Origin of the sequence: Saliniradius amylolyticus (assembly GCF_003143555.1) — a bacterium.
Taxonomy (GTDB): Bacteria; Pseudomonadota; Gammaproteobacteria; order Enterobacterales; family Alteromonadaceae; genus Saliniradius; species Saliniradius amylolyticus.
On the sequence record NZ_CP029347.1, the window covers coordinates 1,263,569 to 1,285,293 of the forward strand.

At 50.9% G+C, this 21,725-nt stretch carries 15 protein-coding genes; 5 read left to right on the top strand and 10 right to left on the bottom strand.

Features of this window, described 5'->3' with window-relative positions; genetic code table 11:
* Positions 1–22: 22 nt before the first annotated feature.
* From HMF8227_RS05915 to prsR, 4 genes are all read left to right on the top strand, one after another.
* Positions 23–955 carry a THxN family PEP-CTERM protein gene (locus HMF8227_RS05915; protein WP_109339296.1) on the top strand — a complete coding sequence of 311 codons (933 nt, stop codon included), beginning with the start codon at positions 23–25 and terminating at the stop codon, positions 953–955.
* A gap of 265 nt (positions 956–1,220) precedes the next feature.
* Entirely contained in the window at positions 1,221–1,847 is a 627-nt protein-coding gene (locus tag HMF8227_RS05920) for a S1 family peptidase (RefSeq protein WP_275425498.1), read from the top strand.
* Between the two features lie 18 nt (positions 1,848–1,865).
* Entirely contained in the window at positions 1,866–3,911 is a 2,046-nt protein-coding gene (gene prsK / locus HMF8227_RS05925) for an XrtA/PEP-CTERM system histidine kinase PrsK (protein ID WP_109339298.1), read from the top strand.
* A gap of 2 nt (positions 3,912–3,913) precedes the next feature.
* Positions 3,914–5,281, top strand: a complete 1,368-nt coding sequence (prsR, locus tag HMF8227_RS05930; RefSeq protein WP_109339299.1) for a PEP-CTERM-box response regulator transcription factor — start codon at positions 3,914–3,916, stop codon at positions 5,279–5,281.
* Positions 5,282–5,286: 5 nt separating this feature from the next.
* On the opposite strand, the gene HMF8227_RS05935 is transcribed toward prsR, so the two are convergent.
* The 3 genes from HMF8227_RS05935 to galE are packed head-to-tail and all read right to left on the bottom strand — an operon-like array spanning position 5,287 to position 10,355.
* Positions 5,287–8,319, bottom strand: a complete 3,033-nt coding sequence (locus HMF8227_RS05935) for an efflux RND transporter permease subunit (RefSeq protein WP_109339300.1) — start codon at positions 8,317–8,319, stop codon at positions 5,287–5,289.
* Positions 8,320–9,294, bottom strand: a complete 975-nt coding sequence (locus tag HMF8227_RS05940; protein WP_109339301.1) for an efflux RND transporter periplasmic adaptor subunit — start codon at positions 9,292–9,294, stop codon at positions 8,320–8,322.
* Positions 9,295–9,332: 38 nt separating this feature from the next.
* Positions 9,333–10,355, bottom strand: a complete 1,023-nt coding sequence (galE, locus tag HMF8227_RS05945) for a UDP-glucose 4-epimerase GalE (protein ID WP_109339302.1) — start codon at positions 10,353–10,355, stop codon at positions 9,333–9,335.
* A 148-nt stretch (positions 10,356–10,503) separates the two neighbouring features.
* On the opposite strand from galE, the gene HMF8227_RS05950 reads away from it, so the two are divergent.
* Positions 10,504–11,544 (top strand): XrtA/PEP-CTERM system-associated ATPase, encoded by a 1,041-nt coding sequence (locus tag HMF8227_RS05950; RefSeq protein ID WP_109339303.1) that lies wholly within the window; start codon positions 10,504–10,506, stop codon positions 11,542–11,544.
* On the opposite strand, the gene HMF8227_RS05955 is transcribed toward HMF8227_RS05950, so the two are convergent.
* From HMF8227_RS05955 to mfd, 7 genes are all read right to left on the bottom strand, one after another.
* Positions 11,541–13,166, bottom strand: a complete 1,626-nt coding sequence (locus HMF8227_RS05955; protein ID WP_109339304.1) for a hypothetical protein — start codon at positions 13,164–13,166, stop codon at positions 11,541–11,543. The genes HMF8227_RS05950 and HMF8227_RS05955 overlap by 4 nt on opposite strands.
* Positions 13,156–14,019: an XrtA-associated tyrosine autokinase gene (locus tag HMF8227_RS05960; RefSeq protein WP_109339305.1), complete on the bottom strand. Its 864-nt coding sequence runs from the start codon at positions 14,017–14,019 to the stop codon at positions 13,156–13,158. Before HMF8227_RS05960 ends, HMF8227_RS05955 begins: the two co-directional genes overlap by 11 nt.
* A 3-nt stretch (positions 14,020–14,022) precedes the next feature.
* Positions 14,023–15,645, bottom strand: a complete 1,623-nt coding sequence (locus tag HMF8227_RS05965; RefSeq protein ID WP_109339306.1) for an XrtA system polysaccharide chain length determinant — start codon at positions 15,643–15,645, stop codon at positions 14,023–14,025.
* Between the two features lie 53 nt (positions 15,646–15,698).
* Positions 15,699–16,316, bottom strand: coding sequence for an XrtA/PEP-CTERM system exopolysaccharide export protein (locus HMF8227_RS05970; RefSeq protein ID WP_109339307.1), 618 nt, complete (start codon positions 16,314–16,316; stop codon positions 15,699–15,701).
* Between the two features lie 91 nt (positions 16,317–16,407).
* On the bottom strand, positions 16,408–16,929 hold the full coding sequence (locus HMF8227_RS05975) for a cob(I)yrinic acid a,c-diamide adenosyltransferase (RefSeq protein ID WP_109339308.1): 522 nt from the start codon (positions 16,927–16,929) through the stop codon (positions 16,408–16,410).
* Between the two features lie 6 nt (positions 16,930–16,935).
* A complete protein-coding gene (locus HMF8227_RS05980) occupies positions 16,936–18,231 on the bottom strand; it encodes a CsiV family protein (RefSeq protein ID WP_109339309.1) in 1,296 nt (431 codons plus the stop codon).
* A gap of 6 nt (positions 18,232–18,237) precedes the next feature.
* The gene (gene mfd, locus HMF8227_RS05985) at positions 18,238–21,720 is read right to left on the bottom strand and encodes a transcription-repair coupling factor (protein WP_109339310.1); all 3,483 of its coding nucleotides are present in this window, start codon (positions 21,718–21,720) and stop codon (positions 18,238–18,240) included.
* Positions 21,721–21,725: the final 5 nt, after the last annotated feature.

Consider the following 21,725-nt stretch of genomic DNA (forward strand, 5'->3'; position numbering starts at 1 on the left):
GGTTGACGAACGGAGACCAAAGATGAAACTGAATAAATTGTTACTGGCAGGCTTGTTTGCAGGTGTTACCAGCGCTGCTCAGGCAGGCATCGTGACCAACTGGAACTTCTCCAACCAGGCCGGTTGGCTTGATTGGGAACCTCTTGGTGCTAACCCTCCTATCACCGCCAGCGGCAGCTCAGACTCGGGCTCTGTTTATGGCAATATCATCGACAGTGACGAAGACGGTGATGTTGATGGTGACGATGGTCCTCTGCCAACTCTGTTAGAGTGGGGTACCGCGGTGTCTACGGACAGAAGTAGCCTGGATGTGGACAGCGCATCCGAGGGAAGCATTGTGACGAATGGCGGTTTTGCACCCGGTACATCCATTACCCACAATAACTTCATCATTAATGATGATTACCTGACCAATGCTTCATTGCTGGATGCCTTGTTACTGGAGCCTACAGCTGCCATGCCTGGTGGTGTGCCAGTACCGGGACAACCTGCTCTTGCATTCACTGGGCCTCAGCTGCACTTTAATATTTTGTTCTTTGAGACCCAAAACAATAACGGTGGCGATCCTATTTGCCCCAATGGTGAACCAAACTTCCAGGGCGTTAACGCCGGCGGTTGTGCGGATATCTTTGTGGTGGATAACACCATTCCGGCATTTCCTTTCGTGGTGGGCAGTGACTTTGTTGAGTTTACCGTGCCTTTCCAGGTGAGCCTCGACCCTGACTGGGACAGCATGTACTACCTGACCACACGGCTCAGCGGTTTAACTACTATCACCGATGATGCTTGCGCTAATGTCGGTGCCGCGCCCGGATGTGTTGGCTTTGTCACCGAGGAGAGACAAGAAAACACTCTTAACGCGGAGTTTAGAATCACCGTTCCTGAGCCAGGTACGTTGGCTATCTTTGGCCTGGGTCTGTTAGGTCTGGGACTGGCAGGACGCCGTCGGGGTTGAATGAAACGTCAGTAAAGAGACAGAGGGCCAGTGAATACTGGCCCTTTTTTTGTGCTTAAAGTATGGACAATGTTCAGCGGCAGACTAATCTGAACATAATGTTTTTATTGAACTTTTAATCCAGGCTCAGTTGATAAATATTCGGTTGTCTCAAGTCATTGTTATGGTTTTGACCTGTCTGCCACTGGTGGTAATCGGAAAGCCACTGGTAAGCGTAGTTACTGAGGTTAAACCATCTGTAGTTGGAGTGGGTATTTTTAGGCCCATGGGGACACCTAGAGTCAAAATATTAGGTACTGGCTTTGCCGTGGCGAAGGGGCAGTGGGTCGCCACCAATGCTCATGTGGTGGATCAGGCGTTAGATCCAAAGACCCGGCAGCACTACGCCGTATTTGCTGGCAGTGGTGACAAGATCACCGTTATCCCTGTTACTGTGATCGCCAAGGATGAAGACCATGACTTGGCCATATTGGCGCTGTCAGGTGCCAAGCTGCCGCCAATGGTGCTTAATACTCGTTGGTATCAGGATGGTACCGAGATCGCCTTTACCGGCTTTCCCATTGGTGCGGTGCTGGGGCTGTATCCGGTGACACATAAAGGAATTATTTCTGCCAGAACGCCCATTGCCATACCTGCAGATCATTCTAGTCAGCTTTCCATTCAAAAACTAAAGCGTTTGCGAGAGCCTTTCTTAACTTATCAGCTGGATGCGACTGCCTACCCCGGCAATAGTGGCAGTCCCGTATACGAACAAAACAGTGGCGAGGTAATCGCCATCGTCAATAAGGTATTTGTGAAAGAAACCAAGGAGGATGTATTACGAGATCCCAGCCATATTACCTACGCAATACCGACCCGGTACCTACAACAGTTGTTAGACAGTATTGAATAGAGCCTTAAGGACACTGTTATGTTAGCCATTGATGGGACGCCGCCAGAGCTCTTGAACTGGCTCGGGTATGCCAGTGCTCTGCTGGTGTATTTATTGATTCTTGGACTGACTCAGTTTACGCCCGGCCGCTCTGTGGTTAAAAGAGTCCTGACACTAACATTATTGTGTGGGGCGATTTGGGCGGCTATTCATTTGAGCGGCTCCTGGCTAGTGGTGTTCGATACTCCGGTTTTTATCGGAGAAAGCCTGAGATTGGTCTCTGTTATCGGTTTGTTATTGGTGGTCAGCCAAGGTGATGGAAAAATCGGCTCAGGTCATAAAATGTCAGCCATACTGGCTTTGAGCACGGGGATGTTCCTGCCGCTGGCGAATGAGATCTATTGGTTGTCGAAAAATGCCGTGTTTACTGGTTATCTGGCGCTGACCCTGCTGGCCTTATTTTATATCGAGACGCTGCTTCGCCAGGCAAAGAACCGACTATGGGGGTTAAAGCCTTTATTAATTGGCCTTGGTACTTTACTGGTTTATGACTTCATTGTTTTCGCCGATGCCAGTTTACTCAAGCAGGTTGAACCGACCATGTGGCTGGCCCGAGGCTATCTGCATACTCTGTTTATTCCCTTTCTTTTCTGGTCAATGAAGCGCAGCCGCCAGCTAGGCGGACAGATATATATATCCCGTGATGTGGTATGGCGCAGCTCGTTATTATTGGGAGCGGGCCTGTATCTGACGGTAATGGCGTTAACTGGTTATTATATTCGCTCTATTGAGGGACAATGGTCCTCAATGTTGCAAATACTGTTTACTGCCCTGGCCTTTGTAGTATTGCTGTTTGTGTTGTTGTCCTCTCAATTTAAGCGCAAGGCAAGAGTTCTGATTCAAAAGCATTTTTTTGCCAATCGCTTTGACTACCGGGCCCGTTGGCTGGCGCTTACCCATTTGTTGAGCCAACCTTTTACCAAGGGGGAAGATGCCTATCAACGTGCACTGAAAGGTGTACTGGATGCCATGGAGTTACCCATAGGGGCCTTGGTTAAGCAACAGGGAGCAACTTTATCCACGGTGGCGGATATCGGATTTTGGGTGACCGATTCGCAGTTAGCTGCGATCAAACAAGGTCTGTGTCCGTTTCTAAAGGATAACCACTGGATTGTAGACGGCCATGAATACCGGTTACATCCTGAACATTATCCGAAATTAGCTCTGAGCGGGTGGCAGGAGCAGCAGCTAGCGTCCTTGGTGGTGATTCCGATATACAATCCTCAAGGTTTATGGGGCATGGTTTTGCTAAAAAGCAGTAAAGAGATGCGTCTTGACTGGGAGATGCGCGATTATGTGGGTGTGGTGACAGAGCAGGTGAGTCATTATTTGACCCAGTATGAGACCCGTCAACAATTATTGGAGAATGCACAATTTGTTGCTTTTAGTCGCACATCGGCCTTTGTAGTACACGACCTGAAAAACGTACTGGCCCAGATTCGTCTTATCCTGAGTAATGCGACTAAGCATAAGCACAACCCGGAGTTTATAGAAGATACATTTGAAACCTTGAGTCATACTGATACCCGACTGCAAAAAATGCTCACTCAGTTGACTTCAAGGCGCGCTGACAGCCATGAAGTAAGTCGGGTGGCAATCGCTGAATGTATCCAAAATAAAGTTTTGCCGCGGTGTCGGGGGCAGCAACCTCAACCTGAGCTTAAGGTAGAACGAGACTTTAGCGTGCAGGCGGACAGCGAAACACTGGCCACGGTTCTCTATCATCTGGTGGATAACGCTCAACAGGCAACGCCTGATAAAGGCGCCATCAGGATTTTCGTTACTCAGCGAGAACAGCAAGGTCAGTTAACCATTGTCGATACCGGTAACGGTATGACCGAAGAGTTTATTCAGACCCAGCTTTTTACGCCTTTTGTAACAACCAAGGGAAATGCCGGCATGGGCATTGGGGCCTACGAGGCTAAGCATTATATGGAGTCTCTGGGAGGACAGGTTGCGGTGACTTCCTCCCCTGGCGAGGGAACTCGATTCGATATTCGTTTGCCAATTTTAACGCAGGAGTAGTTATGGAAAAGTTATTGGTCATTGACGACGACCTGGGGATCCAAAAACAGTTGAAGTGGGGGCTGACCGACTATGAAACCGTTTTTGCTCAGGATCGGCAATCGGCCATTGCACAGCTTCGTTTGCACGAGCCAAAAGTGGTGACTCTGGATCTGGGGCTGCCACCGGATGCCAGTAATGCCACTGAGGGGCTTGCCATTCTTGAACAAATCTTATCTCTATTGCCCGACACCAAGGTGATCGTGGTCACTGGGAATTCGGACCAGGAGAGCGCCCTTAAAGCTATTGCGCTTGGCGCCTATGACTATTATCTCAAGCCCATTGAGTTACCGACTATTTCTGTCATTCTTGAACGGGCTTTCTATCTAGTGAACCTGGAGCGGGAGCTGACAGCTCTGGAGCAGCGTCATAGTCAGGACTCCGACATTATTGGCAGCAGTGAAGCGATTCTTAAAGCCCGCCAGATAGTGGATAAAGTGGCGGATACGGAAATTTCCGTATTGCTTTTGGGTCAAAGCGGTACCGGTAAAGAGGTGTTTGCACGCACTTTGCACAAAAAAAGTGCCCGCGCCGAGGGACCCTTTATTGCCATTAATTGCGCCTCCATACCGGAAAACCTGCTGGAAAGCGAGCTCTTTGGCTATGAGAAGGGCGCGTTTACAGGCGCGGTAAAAACCACAGCCGGTAAGATTGAGCATGCCGATGGCGGCACCCTGTTTTTGGATGAAATTGGCGATATGCCACTGCCACTGCAGGCCAAGATGCTGCGTTTCTTACAAGAGCGTACTATTGAGCGAGTTGGTGGTCGCAAGGAAATTCCGGTCGACATTCGAGTAGTTTGCGCCACGCACAGAGACATTCCTGAAATGGTCGCTAATGAAGCGTTTCGGGAAGACCTTTACTACAGGCTGAGTGAGATAACCTTGAAAATCCCACCGCTCAAAGATCGGGACAAGGATACCTTGTTATTGGCCAAGCATTTTCTCAATAGCTATAGCCGGCAATTAAATAAACCGTGTCGCGGCCTTGCCGATGATGCCAAACAGGCTCTGCTCGAATACGCTTGGCCAGGCAATATCCGAGAGCTTCAAAATAAGATAAAAAGCGCTGTTGTGATGGCCGACAAGCCCTTTATCGGTGCTGATGATCTGATGCTAAACCTGTCTGGTGGTGGGGGACCGGCAGAGGTCTTTAATTTACGACAGGTAAGAGAAACGGCAGAGTCCAACGCTATACGCAGAGCCTTTGTTCAAGCCGACAGTAACCTATCTCGTACGGCAGAGTTATTGGGCATTACACGCCCCACGCTTTATGCCCTGATTGATAAGTACGGTCTTAGTGATATTAAGTCGAACAATCAGGTGAATTAGCCAGATCAGCGTCGGGACAGCAGTAGACTAACTGCAGGGACAAACAGTAAACAGGTCAGCGTAGAAAAGATCAGCCCGGTGATGATCACCCAGCCCATGGGCTCCCAAAGCGCACCGCCGTATAAGGTTAGCGGCAACAGACCTAAAATTGTGGTCAATGAGGTAAAGATGATGGGGGTAAAGCGGCTGCTGGCAGCCTCAATCATCGCCGCTTTTCTGTTTTCGTGTTGATGACGTTGTCGGTTAAAGGTATCGACCATGATGATGGAGTCGTTCACTACGATGCCCAGTAAGCTGATTACACCGATAAACGCCATCAGGGAAAAGGAGTGGCCGGTCAGATAGAGGCCCACAATGGCTCCGGTAATGGCAAGAGGGAGTATGCTAAAGATGATCAGTGGCTGGCGCAGCGAGTTAAACTGTAAAACCAGAATAGTAAAAATACCGCCGGCGGCCAGCAGCATAATTTGGCTCAGGCCGCCGAAGGACTTTTGTCGTGCGGCCTCCTCGCCGCCGGTTAGATAATAAATACCGCCTTTCCACTGCTGGCGATCTAGGAAAGCTTGAGCTTGTTCGGTTAGCGCTTTGACATTATAGCCCGGCGAAAAATCGGCACTGACTTTGACCATCCGGGTTCTCTGATAGTGAAAGAATGGCGGTGTTCCCGCTATGGTATGAATGTTGGCAACGGCGCTGAGCGGCAGACTTTCTCCCTGCGGATGATAAACATAGGTGTTGCGCAGGAGGTGCTGAAGCTCAGCTTCGGACTGGGTTAGTATTATGGAAAAGTCTTCGCCGAAAGAGTCATCCAGGCTGCCCAGCCGTTGACCTTCCAGCAATAAGGACAATTGCTGTTCCAGTGCTGACAGGCTCAGACCAGCGTTAAGGGCCTTAAACTCGTCGATCCGGATAGCCAGCTTGGTGTTGTTTTGGGACGAGACGTTGCGCACGTCGCGCGTGCCGTCGAGTTGCTTCAGAAACTCAGCCAGCTTTGCACCGTAGTCGCGTAATTGAGCTAAATCGTCGCCCATTATCCTGAAAGTGATGGGGCGATCGGTGACCGGGCCCTGCTGAAATTCATACACGTTGACTTTAACTTCCCCCTCATCCTGATAACGGGACTGGACCTTGCTAATGGTGTCTTCGATAGTGCTCGGATTATAGTTGTCCATGAACAGCATTAACTGGGCGAAGTAGGGCTCTCCACGGCGGGCTACATGGTTGTAATAGATTCTGGGGTTACTGGCGCCCACGTTCTCGACGATATGCTGAACGCCAGGCAGTTGACTAAGCTCTCGGCTGATGGAAAAGGCAAGTTCCCTTGTGTGAGTAAGAGATGTCGCAGGATTGGTCTCCACATTGACTACCACAATTTGCTTTTCAGCTTTGGGAAACAGGCTCACGCCGACTTTGGGGAACAAACTGGCAAATAAGGCCGCCAGCCCCAGGCCGGCCGCAACCGTTAGCCAGGGCCAGCGGGTTAGCGACGACAGCAAAGGCGAATAGACGGTTCTGGCCAGACCATTGAGAGTGCGTTGCAGGTTCCAACGGCCCTGGTGTTGAATCCGCAGAGCCACCATTAATGCTGGCAGAAAGACGGTGGCAAAGATCAGTGAGGAGATCAGCACTAAACTCACCGACACTGGCAGTCCGCGCATAAAGTCACCGGTATCGCTTTGCAACAGCAGCAACGGCAGAAAGGCAAAAACGGTGGTCAAAGTTCCTGAGGTGATTGGCCAGGCAACGTCTTTAACGGCGGCAAGAGCCGCATCTTTGATCTTATTGCCGTTGTGTCGCAGCTTTTGAGTGGTCGCCTCGACCATTACCAGCGCATTATCCACGAGTAGACCTAAGGCGATGATAAGGCCGGCGATGGTCATTTGTTGAAAGGCAAAGCCCAGGCTGTCCAATAATACTAACGCCAGTCCAATAGACAAGGGAATGGTTAGGGCTACGATAATGGCCTCTCGCAAGCCGATAAACACTAACAGGGCGGCTAGGATCAGGCCTAAGCCGAACCAAAGATTGTTAAGAAAACCGCCCACACGGTGCTTCACGCCCTCGGACTGATCGAAGATAACCTTCATCTGAATCCCTGAGCCATCAAGCTGCTTAGCAAAGCTATCCAGCTGTTCTTGTACCTGTTGCTTGATATCAAAGATATTACTGCCGCTACGTTGCTGTAGCGTCACAAAAACGCTGGGGATTTGATTCAGGTAGGCTAGGTAATCGGGCTGATAGCTGGCATAGTCAATATGGGCAATATCCCCCAAGCGTACAGGCTCTGAGCCGATAGCGGGGATCAGGGTGTTACGAATGGCCGCCAGCGACTCAAACTTACCTGACAACTCAATATGATAACGGCGCTGTTGGGTATCGATATAGCTGGCACTTCGATAGGTGCCCCGGGCGCTCAGAGCTTGTTGAATATGGGCGAGACTGAGTTGATGAGCCTGTAATTTATGCGGCATTAAAGCCACTTTAACCACCTGTTCCGGAACGCCCCAAAGTTCTGCCTTGTTGATGCCCTTAATAGCCTGCAAGCGTCGCTGAAGGCGCTTGGCATGACGTTCTAAGAGGACATAGTCGTTCTGGGTCGAACTAAGGGCTATCTGAAAGATATTGACTGTGGTGGGGGCGGCCTTGAAGTATAGGATGCCTTTGATTTGTGACGGTAAGCTGGCTCTGACCCGGCCTACAGCCCGGACTACCTCATCGAAGCCAGCGTCCGGCTCAACGCCGTATAAAAAGCGTACCTCAAAGGTGACACTGCCTTGTTTGATGGTGGTTTCGATACTGTCAACATCCTCCAGCAGGCTAAAGGCATCCTCAATGGGGTTGACCACTTGGACTTCCATATCCTGGGTGCTCAGTCCGGGGGCCAGGACTTCGACCACCGATAAGGGTAATTCAAACTGAGGGTCTTCGGCTTTGGGCATTAGCTTAAGTGAAATTCCGCCCAGCAGCAGGACCAATGCCAACAGTAAGAAAGACACCCGGTTATAGGCGATAGCACGTTTTGCGAGTGTCACCATCATTTAGTGTGCAATCCAGCTATTGGTAACGACTTGAATGGTTGATTGCTGTGCTGCCAGATAACTATAGCGCTCATCCATATCCAACACCGCAAACTTTTGCGTCTTGTAACGGTCGTCCTGACTTAACATTATTTCGGCTTGTCCCTGATGGCTGCGGATAATGGCCTGATGGGGAATCGGGTAAACATTTGCGCGCTGCAGTTGAAAGGTCACTTCTGCTACTAAACCTTTCACAAAATCGGCCTTTGCTGGCAGTGCCAGGGCGACCCGATATAACTGGCTATTGGTTATCGGAGATTGGGCGAGAATACGGATCGGAGCGGAAAATTCCTGGTCTAAAGCGGGTAGGTAAATACGATGTTTTTGCCCCGGTTTAAGCCCAAGTCGTTCGTCAGCGCTGACGGTGACCTCGACCACCCAGTTATCGCGCAGTGGTGTCACGACTAAAGCACTCTGTCCGGGCTGAACCAGTTCATCCTGATTGACCTGGCGGGCAAGGACGACCCCGTCGAAGTCGGCCTTGATGGTCGATTTGTTAATATTGTAATTCAGCTCTGATAGTTGAGCCTGGAGCTGGTCGTGTTCGGCCTGCATCGATTCAACACTGGAAGGAGAGACCAGCTTTCGATCCAGTAGACGGTTGAGCCGCAATAACTCATTACCGATAAAGGTGAGTCTGGCCTGAATACGCTGGCGTTGCTGTAAGAGTTCGCTGATATCCAATTGAGCAAGCGTATCGCCTTGCTGGAAGGTCTGGCCCACATCCACATTTAATGCCTTCACATAACCGGCGGTCTTAAAGGCGCGGCGGTACTCCCGAAGAAAGGCCAGTGTGCCCTGGCGACGTACTTCTATTATGTGTTCGACGGCCTGGACGCGCTGAACCTGAAAGCGCTCGTCGGCGATTAACAGGGACGGCCAGAACAGGCAGCTAACAAAGAGCAGGCAGGTGAGTGTCACCGGAATGAGCCGCATGGCGCGATGTCCTTGTAATAACTGAAGTGATGTAGAGTCTAAGTATAGCCATTGGGATTGTTTTGCTGCCAATGCCAGGCATCGGTACACATTTCATCAAGCCCTCGGGTGGCCTGCCAGTTCAACAGTTGTCTGGCCTTATCATTGGCGGCATAACAACTGGCAATGTCACCTGAACGTCTTGGACCGATTCCATAATCAATTCTCTGCCCGGAGGCGGCTTCAAAGGCTCGGATGATCTCCAGTACCGAATAGCCCCGCCCGGTGCCCAGATTGATGGCGTGAAAACCGGCACCAATCTGACTTAGCCGTTCCAGTGCCGCACTGTGTCCCGCTGCCAGGTCCATTACATGAATGTAGTCTCGCACGCCAGTACCATCTATGGTGTCATAGTCATCACCGAATACCGTTAACCGGGGGCGCCGGCCCACGGCCACCTGAGTGATATAGGGCATCAGATTATTAGGGGTGTCTTTGGGGTCTTCGCCAATGCGGCCACTGCTGTGGGCGCCGACCGGATTAAAATAGCGCAGTGAAATAGCCGTAAAGTCTGGAATGGCGGTACAGACATCCTGCAGGATATGCTCGATATGCCATTTGGTGCGCCCATAAGGATTCATAATACCGCCAGTGGGGGCTTGTTCTGTGATGGGGAGTTGTTTGGGCGTGCCATAGACAGTGGCCGAGGAGCTGAAAATTAGCTTATTAACGCCGACTTCCTGCATCGCTTCCAGTAACACCAGGCTGCCATAGACATTGTTGGAATAATAGTCCAGCGGTTGGTTGACCGACTCGCCGACCGCTTTGAGACCGGCAAAGTGGATCACGGTATCCACCTGGTTTTGTTTTAGCAGGCGTGTCAGGGTGTCTTTGTCGCGAATATCGCCGACCACCAGTTCAATGGGCCGCCCTACCAACTCGGATACGCGCTGCAAGGCCGTCTCAGAGCTGTTGCTGAGGTTGTCCAGCACCAGAACATCTCGTTGTGGTTGTTGTTCTAACAGGTTGACCAGGGTATGGCTACCAATATAACCGCAGCCTCCGGTGATAAGTGTTGTCAAAGTGTGTCTCCCTGTATTGTCGGGGGATCGGTACCCTCGTATTTATCTATCATTTTTGTTGATGCTTGCTAATAATACAACTTACAACCAAGCTAGATGAGCACTGACCATCAAGCCGGTGTCAAGATTATAAAGGAGTGGGTGGGTTATGTATCAATCGTTTTATGGTTTAACGGATAAACCTTTTCACCTCACACCGGATCCGAATTTCTTTTACGGCAGTTCGATCCATAACCGCGCCATGTCTTACTTACAATATGGCGTGCAATCGGGGGAGGGGTTTATTGTTATCTCCGGTGATATTGGTACGGGCAAAACCACACTGGCAAACAGTCTGATTGAGCAAATTCGCGACGACAACATCACCGTGTTACATATGGTAACCACGCGACTTGAACCGGAAGATCTATTACGAGTGACCGCCAGTAAGTTGGGTTTATCCCATCAGGCGTCCTCCAAAGCGGTGTTAGTGGAGCAGATCGAGCAGGCTCTGACCACGTTGTACGATGAAGGACGACGGGCTTTACTCATCGTCGATGAAGCGCAAAACCTACCACCAGAGTCGGTGGAAGAATTACGCATGCTGTCAAATTTTCAAACCCAGGGTCGTCCCTTGTTGCAAAGCTTTTTATTGGGACAAAAGGAGCTGCGCACCTTGCTAAGGGGACCAGAGATGGAACAGTTCCGGCAGCGCATAGTGGCTTCCTTGAATCTTACACCTCTTAACCATCAGGAAACTGCCGAATACATTCAATACCGCATCGATTGTGTGTCTCGTCAGCCGCAACGGATATTTACCGATCAGGCGTTGGATGTAATATTCGAGTACAGTCAGGGAGTGCCCAGGAAAATCAATACCTTAGCCGATCGTGCCTTGTTGTTCGGTTATCTGAGTGAAGCCAGAATCATTGACGCGGATGATGTGAAACGCGTGTTGGAAGAGTTAACCGAAGAGTCTCTGGTGGAAGGTGCGCTGGATGCTCAATACCCGCTGGATGAAGACAAAGCGGCGTTGGAATTCGGGGATAACAAGGTAGAAGAGGACCTGGAGTACCTGAAAACCAGCATCGCCGAGATCCGGGATACGCTGGAGGTGACGTTAAAGCATAAACTCAAGCTCAGCCGCTATCTGGATAATGTGATAAAACGTCGGCTGGAGCGTCTGAAGCAGGGGAATGATGCGCCTTAAAAACGGTAGTTCAACACCAGTTCCAACCTATCATCGGTAAAGTCAATTTGTCGTTCATCTACCTTCCGCTCACGCCGAACAGCCGATAGCTTAAGATCCATATCCGGGCTCAATGCGGTATCGTAAGACAATGCGAATTGACGGTTGTCATCCGACTCGTTGAGAGTGATAAAGTCAATCTGGCTGATGTTGGCGCTCAGTATGACTGCCGAGTAGGGGGCGACCCTATAGCTGAGGTTGGCACTGTAGCTGTCTCTGTCTTCGTCACGGGTCGCACTTTCAAGACCAACCCGCTTGCTGTGACTATAGCCGACACTCATTAGCAATTTACTTTGATTATCGTAGCTGAGACTGATGAAGGCGGTTTCTAGTTTGGCCACCTGCTCGTTTAACTCTGGAGACAGCTGATTAAAGCTGACCAAGGCTTCACCGGGAGCCAGTTGATAGTCCAGTGTCGAAGGCAGAAAGCAGTCATTAATATCGGTACTGGAGTCCGAGCATACAAACGTTGCGGTGCCGGTCTGAGCTAATTCGGTGGTCGTACTGATGCGGATATCTTCCGAGAAGCCAACCCGGGTGCGCAGCAGACGACTGTTTTGAATCAGCGTCAGGCTTTCCTTGTCGCCAAGGGCATTTTTGGACTTCTCATACTCAATGGAAGAGCGCGGCGACAAGACCAGTCTGGCCAGTCCTCCAATATAATTATCATCGGTTTGCTCCTGGTTCTGATCGGAGCGGTAAGCAATAATTTTAATCACGCTGTTTTGCCCTAACTGCCAGCCCAAGCCAATACCGTATTGTTGATAATCCAGTCGGTCAGCCAGTATCTGGTTGCCATCCAGGCTGTAATTTGTATCTTGCGCTGTGAGAGTCAGGCTGAGCTCACCGTATAGCGGAATGTCCATATTTGCTGAAAGAGCCTGTTGCTTAAAGTCACCCAGTTGACGCCGTCGCGTTTCCTGCTCAGAAGCCTGTAGCTGCCATTGCAAGTATTGGTATTGATATCCGTTACTCAGCTGCATTTGTCCGCCGAGCCGCTCAGAGTCTACATTGAAAAAGTCGCCATCGCTGACATCATCGACTGTGGTACGGCGTGAGCCAAAGAGACTGCCGTTCATTGATACCCATTTGGCATTAGGGATTTGCCAGCTCAGATTACCGCTGTAGGATTCTACATCCACAAAGTCGTCCGGAGCGGTAAGCTTGTCGCTGAAAACGCCGGTGCGACTGTCGGCTAGCTGTTGCGAGCGATCATACGTCGCGGCCAGCTGCAGGGCGTCTTTGACAATATCTACGGTAGAGCTCAGCGTTGTAGACCAATCGCCGTTACTGCGGCCGCTCGACGTCAATTCGCCATGGCGCTCAATATGTTGATAGCGAGTGATGAAATTCACCCTGGTGCGATTTGAATGGTACTCAAGCCCTAACTCTGGGGTAAGGCTCCAGGCGAGACCATCGCGGCTTTGACTGGGAGTGGTTCGATCGTCGATATCCGGGTGAGACGACAGCACTTCTAATGCTGGCTGAATCATGAGTTCACCTGCCAGCCCACTGACTGGCAGAGCCATCGTGCTCAGTAAGCAAAGTAAACGGTAGGTTGGCTGCTTAACCTTATCTGCCATAGCTGTATCCATACCCATAGCCGTAATTGCTGTTATCCGGCTGTGTGGATTTGTTCAATACAAACCCGATAGCCTTATTCCGATCCAGAGAGCTGACAGCGGTTTTTATGTTTGCCATTGCACTTCGGCCTTCTTCGACAACGATCAGTATCTGACCGGCCAGAGTGGAGAGCACAGAGGTCTCATTGATGCCGAGCAAAGGAGGGCAGTCCATGATAACCAGGCGATCTGGATAGCGGCTGACAAACTCTTCAGCCAACTGGGCCATTTTTTCGCTGGCCAGTAGCTCGCTACTTAAGTGGTGTTGTCGACCGGCAGTAATAAAACGCAACTTCTCCAGGTTAGTTAAATGGATAATGTCCTGGACATCGTCGGCCTCGCTGGATAAATACTCAATCAACCCTTGCTTCGGCTTGATCTGCATTTTTTTGTCCAGTGACGGGTTCAAAACGTCGCAATCCACCAATAGCACCGTCTTGTCCTGCTCCAGGGCGATGCTGAGCGCCAGGTTCAGCGCACAAAAGGACTTGCCTTCGCTGGCAGTAGCGCTACTGATCATAATTAAGTTGGCGTTAGGCAGACTCTTAGACAACGGCCCAAAGGCGTTGGACAAGACTTTTTGCTTAATGCCGCGAAACTCCTCATTAATGGCGCAACGATTGCCAAGTACCGATACGTAGCCCTGACGTTCCAGGTCTTCCAGAGGAATGTGAACCTGGGGACTCTCTTCCTGCTTAACGGATGCTGAGCGCGAGGGATGCTTTTTATCAACCGGCGCCGCTGTCTGGCTTTCAGACTCGTCTTCGACAGAGGTTGAAGCGTGTTTTTTCAGGGCTTCTTCAATGGTACTCATAACTTACACCAAGCCTGCTACTTGTGAGCTAATATGCTGAAAGATCTTGTTCAGTAAGGCGTTATCCAATCGGTGGCCTGTCAGGTCGAGGACGATAAAACCCAGGTAACCGGCCAGTAATGTAATATTGGATGTCCAGAACCAAAACAACTTACGACGTTTCGCTTTGGCAATGTCTTGTATATCTACATGGGAAACCACCCCAAAAACGGGCAGTTGAGTAGCAGCACTTAATTGCCCAGGGCTCAGTGCTATCGGATGAATCTGGCTTATGAGAAAAGCCAGGCCAATACCAGCCCCGAAGCCAAAGACTAACACCGCGCTATGTAATAGCAGGCGGTTTGGCCCCGAGGGCGTCAATGGTGTGCGCGGTGGGTCAATCACTCGAAACTGAATGTCATCCTGCTGCAGCTCTGCCTGTTGGGATATCTTGGCTGACTCGCGCCTTGACAGTAACTCCTCATACTTTTTCTTGGTGATACCATAGTCTCGGTTTAGTGCGGTTAGCTGGGCTTCGATCTGCGGGTAGACATCGATCTTTGCTTCGAGATCTTCCAACTTTTGTTGGTAATTGCTTTTACGTACTTCCAGTGATGCCAGCTCGTTACGCAGTTGCTGGACTCGGATCATCAAAGTTTCTCCCACGGCACTTTTAGACAAGGCGGTAATGTCGCGATCACTTTCCAGCTGACGCTCAAACTCTTGTATTTCCTGCGCCCGCATCTGCTCCAGGTTAGTAAGCAAATTTTGGGTTTCGATCACATCGGGGTGATTCTCGGTAAAGCGGATCATGAGCTCATCTAAGCGAGTGCGCAGGGTCTTAATACGCTCGTCGTACTTGGTTGTAATGCTCACATTGTCGGTAGAGTTCTGCTGTCTTAACGCCTGTCTGGCTTGTTTCATGGCGTTTTCGGCTTGTGTCAGTCGTGATTCGACTTCAGCAATTTCCAGTTCGATGGCGTCTAACTCGTCTTTGAGCTGATTTTTTTGCTCATAGTAGCCTGTGTTATTACTGGACAGGTATTGCCCATTATTGCGCTTAAAGTCAGCCAAACGCTGTTCGGCTTCGCTCAGACGCTGTTCATACTCCGCAATCTGGGTATTTAAAAAGCGGTTGGCAGAGTGAGAGTCTTGCCGGGTCGAGCCCAGGGTCGATTCCACAAACAGATTCAATGTTTCTTCGACGACCGTTTTTGCCAGTTGAGGGTCCTTGTTCTGGTAAGAAATCGTATAAATGTTGGCTCGCCCAGTCGAGTCGATGTCGATTTTTTCTTTGAGATGCTCAACGATGTTCACGAACTCTTTTTCGTTTTTGGCATTTAAGTCCATGTCTGTCTGACGAACGATTTTTTCCAGGTTCGGGTGGGTCAGCAGAGTCCGGGCCATCAATTGCACTTCATGATCGGCATTGGTTTGGATTGCGACCCCTTTTAACAGGGGTTGTAAAATCGAGTTGGTATCGGCATAGACCTTAGCCGAAGCCTGATAGACGTCTGGCATAATTGCTATGGCTAACCATGCCAATGGGCATATGAGCCATGATGTGAGCATGATAATACGCTTTTTAACCCAGATACCTCGGACATAGCCGATCAGATCATCGAAAAGCTGCTGTAGATGTTCCATCTTTTACTGTATTCCAGTGATGATAAAAATTGGGGATGATGATCTGTGTCAGCCTAGAACCAGGACTCAGGGATGATCACAATATCTCCCGGCAGCAAATCTACGTTGGCGCTGATATCACCAGACTCAATGAGATCGGCAATCTCAAGGTCATATTGGTTCTGTTGTCCGTTTTCTACCCGAATTAACTTGGCCCGATTGCCTGCGGCGAACTCGGTCAGTCCTCCCACCTCGATCATTAAATCAAGTAAGGTCATATTTTTACGATAGTTGATGGCTTGGGGCGACGTGGCCTGGCCGATTACCCTAACCTGCTCGCTAAACGGGCCGACAAAACCCGACACGCTCACGGTGACTATGGGATCTTTTATGTACTTGCTCAGTACGGTTTCGATGTCTCTTGCTAATGCCGAAGGTGCTTTTCCGGAGACCTCGATATCTTCCACCAAAGAGGTGGTTATCTTGCCATCGGGACGGACCAGGAAAGAACCGGAGATTTCAGGGTTGCGCCACACAAAGATGTTCAGGGTGTCACCGGGGCCAATCAAATATTCGTAATTATCGATATTGGTGGTCTGAGATTCGTGAACAGTGGCTGGGGGGAGGTGGGTGGCGCATCCCGCCAGCCATAGAGGCAATAGAAGTACCAAGAATCCGTAGCGTTGCATCATTATATTCCATGGCAGTTAAGCGTGTCGTTAAAAAAAGACTAGATGAAAGCCGCCAAATAGCAAAATAGAAAATGACACAAGTTGGTGAAAACTAGACTTTTTGTTCGGTTATGCCTTGTTGATGATTAAGATAACGCGATAGGGTAAACAGCCAGTCGGACAGTCGGTTCAGGTAGCACAAGGCCTGGGGGCTGACATCACGCTGCTCACTGAGCGCGACCACATGACGCTCGGCTCGTCGGCAAACGGTTCGGCAGACCTGAGCCTGGGCTGCTTTAGTGCAGCCTCCGGGCAGAATAAAGCTGGTCTGAGGTGGCAGTTCGGTGTGCCACTGGTCTATCTGATGCTCCAGTTCCGTAACGTCACTATCCGTAAGTTCACTGCTGGCTGATAGAGTGAACCCAATATGAAATAGTTTCTGCTGTACCTCGAAAATGGCCTGGCAGTGAGATTCAGAAATGTCCAGGTAGGAAGCCAACAGACCGAGGTGGGCATTCAGTTCATCCAAAGTGCCGTATACTTCCAGTAATCTGTGATTTTTAGGTAAGGGCTCAACGGTATCGGCGTATACCTGGGTATTACCTTTATCCCCAGTTCGAGTGTAAATTTTCATAAAAGCCTATTGGTTATTATTCTGTTGCTGTTCTTGCTCGGCTTTATCTTCCTCAACAGGCTTGGTGTAACGCCTGATCTGGACGACTAAACCGAACAAGGGGTGATCAAAATAGTGCAGTTGGTTACTGATGACTCGCCGTAATTGATCAAAGCCAAAACCGTAAAGCTGGCGATTGGCACTATCATCACTGGCGTAGAGTGCCGATGAAGTCTCCGGAACCGCTTGCAGTTGCGACAACGGCTGGGTATTCATCAGGCCAGCATCGCCCTCCCGGCGATGCACCAGCTCTGCATCAATGTGAAGATAGGGCACCCGGTTAATGTACTTCAGATAGACTTTAAACTGACCGTCCAGTTCAAATAACTCGGGGATAGTCTGGCCGAGCTGCTCGCTGGCGATATGGGATTTGGTCAGCACCAGTGGGTTGTCTAACGCTTCCTCAACTTTTTCCATCAGGGGCTGTGTGGGTGAGGCGAGTGGGGTATTTATGTCAGGCTTTGGCTCGTCCTCCCCTAGGGGATAACCCAAGACATCATAGTCTTTGGCAAAGTTTTTACCGCCCATCAGGCGCAGTGGCAGAGCGCGACCGCGCCCAAACTGAACTTCCTGTCGCCAGCCCAAGTGTAAGAGCGGCTCAACGTCCGCCCGATAGCGCAGTTTACCCGCCAACCTGTGCAATTGCAGTGAGTCGCTGGCCAGCAGATAGGGCTTATCGTTACCGATTTTCTCTGGGGCATCAATGGTTGTCGGCACTTGCTCGATGTGTTGCTCCGGCTGTGGAGTTTTAACCAGTAGATCGGCCAGGTAGCGTTGCTCAAAATCATACTGGCAACCGGTGTTAAGCCAGTGAGCGGATTGGCTGACTTTACCACTATCTTCCGAGTCCACAACTTTACCGACCACTTCAGCATCCGGTGAAAAATGCTCCTCCGGGTCCGTTGGATACAGTGGGCTAGTGGACTCTAAGCTGCTGATGCTCTGAGTCAGGGTGTTGAGCAGAGCCTTGTCTGCTACAGACGGTGGTGGTTCATCGGAGTCAGACAGAGGCAAACACGAGGGTAAACTGGCTCTGAGTGTTCTGGTGTCCGGACGCAAATATTGTTTGATCAGCTCCATCATGGATGGGACTGCAGGCGTTACCACTGGCTGAGGGAAGCGTTCATCAAGTTCGGCCACCGGTGTATTGTGCTTAAAGGCCAGAACTTCGATTTCAAACCACCAATCCACCAACGGTTCTTTGGCATGCAGAGCGAGGCTCAGCCCAGTAGTTACGATGGCCAGTAAGAGTTTTCCTTTCATTTCTTATTATGCCGCCTGTAGTTGTTGGCTGAATTCATCCAGCATGTCCTGCACCAGTTTAACACGCTCAGTGGCTTCGTCAGTGGCGATGTTAAACTTAAGCTTTTGCGGGCCTTCCAGCTTGTAAATACTGGGCTGTTGCTGAATGAGTTGAATCAGATAGCCGGGGTCGATGCTGGGCTTCTCGTCAAATTCGATGATGCCGCCTTTGGCATGAGCTTCGATCTTCTGAATGCCGATTTGGCGGGCCTTAAATTTCATGGCGGTGAGTCTGACCAGGTTCTTGGCCGGTTGTGGCAGCAGTCCGAAGCGATCAACCAGTTCTACCTGGACCTCATCGAGCTCTCTATCGTTCTGGCAATTGGCTATCTTCTTGTACATGGACAACCTCAGGTTTACATCGGCTATATAGTCCTCGGGCAGCAGTGCCGGAACCCTGAGTTCGATGTCGGTATGTCTTGACAGGCTGTCACTCAGCGACGGCTCTTTGCCTTCTTTTAAGGCTTCCACCGCTTCTTCCAGCATATCCATATACAGACTAAAGCCAACGGTGGCGATCTGGCCGGATTGGTCATCACCCAGCAGTTCCCCTGCGCCTCGAATTTCCAGGTCATGGGTAGCCAGGGCAAAGCCCGCACCGAGATCCTCCAGCGAGGCGATGGCCTCCAGACGCTTCTGAGCGTCTTTGGTCATGCGTCTGGGGTGGGGGGTTAATAGATAGGCATAGGCCTGGTGGTGAGATCGTCCCACGCGACCACGCAACTGGTGTAATTGGGCCAGACCCAGATGATCGGCTCGGTCCATGATGATGGTATTGGCCGAGGGAATATCGATGCCGGTTTCGATGATGGTGGTACAGACCAGTACATTAAAGCGTTGGTGATAAAAGTCTGACATCACCCGCTCCAGCTCGCGCTCGCGCATCTGTCCGTGGGCGCTGGCGATGCGGGCTTCAGGCACAATCTCGGCCAGTTCACGAGCGGTTTTGTCGATGGTTTCCACTTCATTATGTAGAAAATAGACCTGACCGCCCCGCAAGATCTCGCGCATCACCGCCTCGCGCAACAGCTGATGATCCCGCTGGCGGACAAAGGTTTTAATGGCCAGACGTTTGGCGGGGGCGGTGGCAATGATCGACAGATCCCGCATGCCCGATAAGGCCATATTCAGGGTTCGGGGAATGGGGGTGGCGGTCAGAGTCAGAATATCCACATCGGCACGCAGGGCTTTGAACTTTTCCTTCTGGCGCACACCGAAGCGGTGCTCTTCGTCGATGATGACCAGGCCCAGATCCTTAAACTTGATGTCGTTTTGCAACAGCTTGTGAGTACCCACCACAATATCCACCTTGCCATCCTCAAGCTCTTGCAACACCGCCTTTTGGTTCTTGCCACTGCTGAAGCGTGACATAACCTCAATCTTAAACGGCCAGTTGGCAAAGCGGTCTTTAAAGTTCTCAAAATGCTGTTGGGCCAGCAGGGTGGTTGGCACCAGAACCGCGACTTGTTTACCGGCGTTGGCGGCCAGAAAGGCCGCCCGCATGGCCACCTCAGTCTTACCGAAGCCTACGTCACCGCAGACCAGACGGTCCATGGCGGTAGGGCTACCCATGTCCTGGATCACCGCATTAATAGCCTGTTGTTGATCTGGGGTTTCTTCGAAGGGGAAACTATCGGCAAAACTTTGATACTCGTTCCAGTCCACATCGATGGCAAAGCCGGGCTTAGCGGCGCGTTTGGCGTAAATATCCAACAGCTGAGCGGCCACATCCCGTACTTTTTCGGCGGCTTTCTTACGTTGCTTGGCCCAGGTGTCGTTACCCAGATTGTGTAAAGGGGCCTGATCCACATCGCCACCGGTGTAGCGACTGATAAGGTGCAACGACGAGACCGGCACGTACAGCTTAGCGCCTTTGGCATATTCGATGGTGACAAACTCGGTGCTGACGCCGCCAGCATCCAGGGTTTGCAGACCTATGTAACGACCAACACCATGATCCAGGTGTACCACCGGCTGGCCGATTTTCAGCTCTGCAAGATTTCGGATAACGGCTGCTTCGTCGGTGGCCTGCTGTTGCTTGCGCAGTCGCCTTTGGCTGATCTTATGGCCTAATAATTCGGTCTCAGTGATGAGTACCAACTGCGCATCGGATTCGTGCAATTCGAAACTGTGCTCGGCATTGCTGACAAAAATGCCGGGAGACTCATGCTGGTTTAAAAAAGCGTCCAGATCCTGGCATTGTTTAGGCTGACAGCGGATCTTGCCGAGCATATCCAACAGACTTTCCCGGCGACCCTGACTTTCGACGCTGAACAGCACTTTAACTCCCAGCTTCCGCCATTGCTCAAGGTGCTGTTGCAGTGAGGCCAGCGGAGTCTTGCTGTTGGGGTTAACGGCTACCGGACTCAGGGCCTGGGTCTGGAAGTTGTGCCGGTCGGCTTTGTCTTCCAGCATTTCGTATTGAACCTGCACCCGCGGCCATCGTTTCAGCGCCGCAAAGAGCTCATCTACCCGCTGATAGATCTCGGCCGGTCCTAGTAAAGGCCGCTGAGGATCATACTTGTGTTGCTCGTAACGTTCGCTGATATCGGCCCAGAAAAACTCGGCAGCATGATTAATGTCGCCATGCATCAGCACCAGGGAGTCTTTATGTAGGTAATCGAATAAGGTGGCGGTGGATTCAAAAAACAGCGGCAGGTAATACTCCACACCGGCCGGCATAGTACCCTTGGTCACTTGGTAGAACACCGACTCTTTGGCATTGCTGGCATCAAAGCGTTCAAGAAACTGTTCTCTGAACAGATTGAGGGCGGTTTTATCGGTGGGGAATTCATGAGCTGGCAGCATTCGGATCTTATCGCGAGTCTCCCCGGAGCGCTGAGAGTCGGTATCGAACACCCGGATGGAGTCGATTTCATCGTCAAACAAATCAATGCGAAACGGCTGTTTGCTGCCCATAGGATAGAGATCGATGATGCTGCCGCGCACCGAATATTCGCCATGGCTGAGCACTTGAGTCACCGCAGTATAACCGGCTTTTTCCAGTCCTTGACGGAAGGTGTCGACCTCCAGTTTCTGGCCTTTTTCCAGCAATAGCAGGTACCTGGAAAGGTAATCTACCGGCGCCAGTCGCTGCATCAGGGTGTTCACCGGCACTATATACAGGCTGGCTTGAGGCTGAGTCATATTAAACAGAGTTTCCAGCCGTTCTGAGATAATATCCTGATGGGGGGAGAACTGATCGTAGGGCAGCGTTTCCCAATCGGGAAAAACGCGCACCGGAATTTGGCTGGGCGGTAGCAGGCTTTCTATTTCACGGGCAAGTTTCAGGGCCGTGGGGGTATCCGCAGTGACCAGCACGGTGGAGCCTTTATGCTGTCTGGCGGCATTGACGATGGCTAAGGCCAGACTGCTGCCGTGCAGGTTGCCCCAGGAAATAATCTGTTGTGCCTTGGCGGGCAGCGGCGGTGCGAAAATACTGCTGTTCATAGGTC

Bases quoted from the DNA above. Each gene is read 5' to 3' on its own strand.
- HMF8227_RS05970 (WP_109339307.1), bottom strand. From the start codon at position 16,316: ATGATGCAACGCTACGGATTCTTGGTACTTCTATTGCCTCTATGGCTG.
- HMF8227_RS05920 (WP_275425498.1), top strand. From the start codon at position 1,221: ATGGGGACACCTAGAGTCAAAATATTAGGTACTGGCTTTGCCGTGGCG.
- HMF8227_RS05980 (WP_109339309.1), bottom strand. From the start codon at position 18,231: ATGAAAGGAAAACTCTTACTGGCCATCGTAACTACTGGGCTGAGCCTC.
- HMF8227_RS05960 (WP_109339305.1), bottom strand. From the start codon at position 14,019: ATGAGTACCATTGAAGAAGCCCTGAAAAAACACGCTTCAACCTCTGTC.
- HMF8227_RS05955 (WP_109339304.1), bottom strand. From the start codon at position 13,166: ATGGCAGATAAGGTTAAGCAGCCAACCTACCGTTTACTTTGCTTACTG.
- HMF8227_RS05940 (WP_109339301.1), bottom strand. From the start codon at position 9,294: ATGCGGCTCATTCCGGTGACACTCACCTGCCTGCTCTTTGTTAGCTGC.
- HMF8227_RS05915 (WP_109339296.1), top strand. From the start codon at position 23: ATGAAACTGAATAAATTGTTACTGGCAGGCTTGTTTGCAGGTGTTACC.
- HMF8227_RS05935 (WP_109339300.1), bottom strand. From the start codon at position 8,319: ATGATGGTGACACTCGCAAAACGTGCTATCGCCTATAACCGGGTGTCT.
- prsK (WP_109339298.1), top strand. From the start codon at position 1,866: ATGTTAGCCATTGATGGGACGCCGCCAGAGCTCTTGAACTGGCTCGGG.
- mfd (WP_109339310.1), bottom strand. From the start codon at position 21,720: ATGAACAGCAGTATTTTCGCACCGCCGCTGCCCGCCAAGGCACAACAG.
- HMF8227_RS05975 (WP_109339308.1), bottom strand. From the start codon at position 16,929: ATGAAAATTTACACTCGAACTGGGGATAAAGGTAATACCCAGGTATAC.
- HMF8227_RS05950 (WP_109339303.1), top strand. From the start codon at position 10,504: ATGTATCAATCGTTTTATGGTTTAACGGATAAACCTTTTCACCTCACA.
- prsR (WP_109339299.1), top strand. From the start codon at position 3,914: ATGGAAAAGTTATTGGTCATTGACGACGACCTGGGGATCCAAAAACAG.
- HMF8227_RS05965 (WP_109339306.1), bottom strand. From the start codon at position 15,645: ATGGAACATCTACAGCAGCTTTTCGATGATCTGATCGGCTATGTCCGA.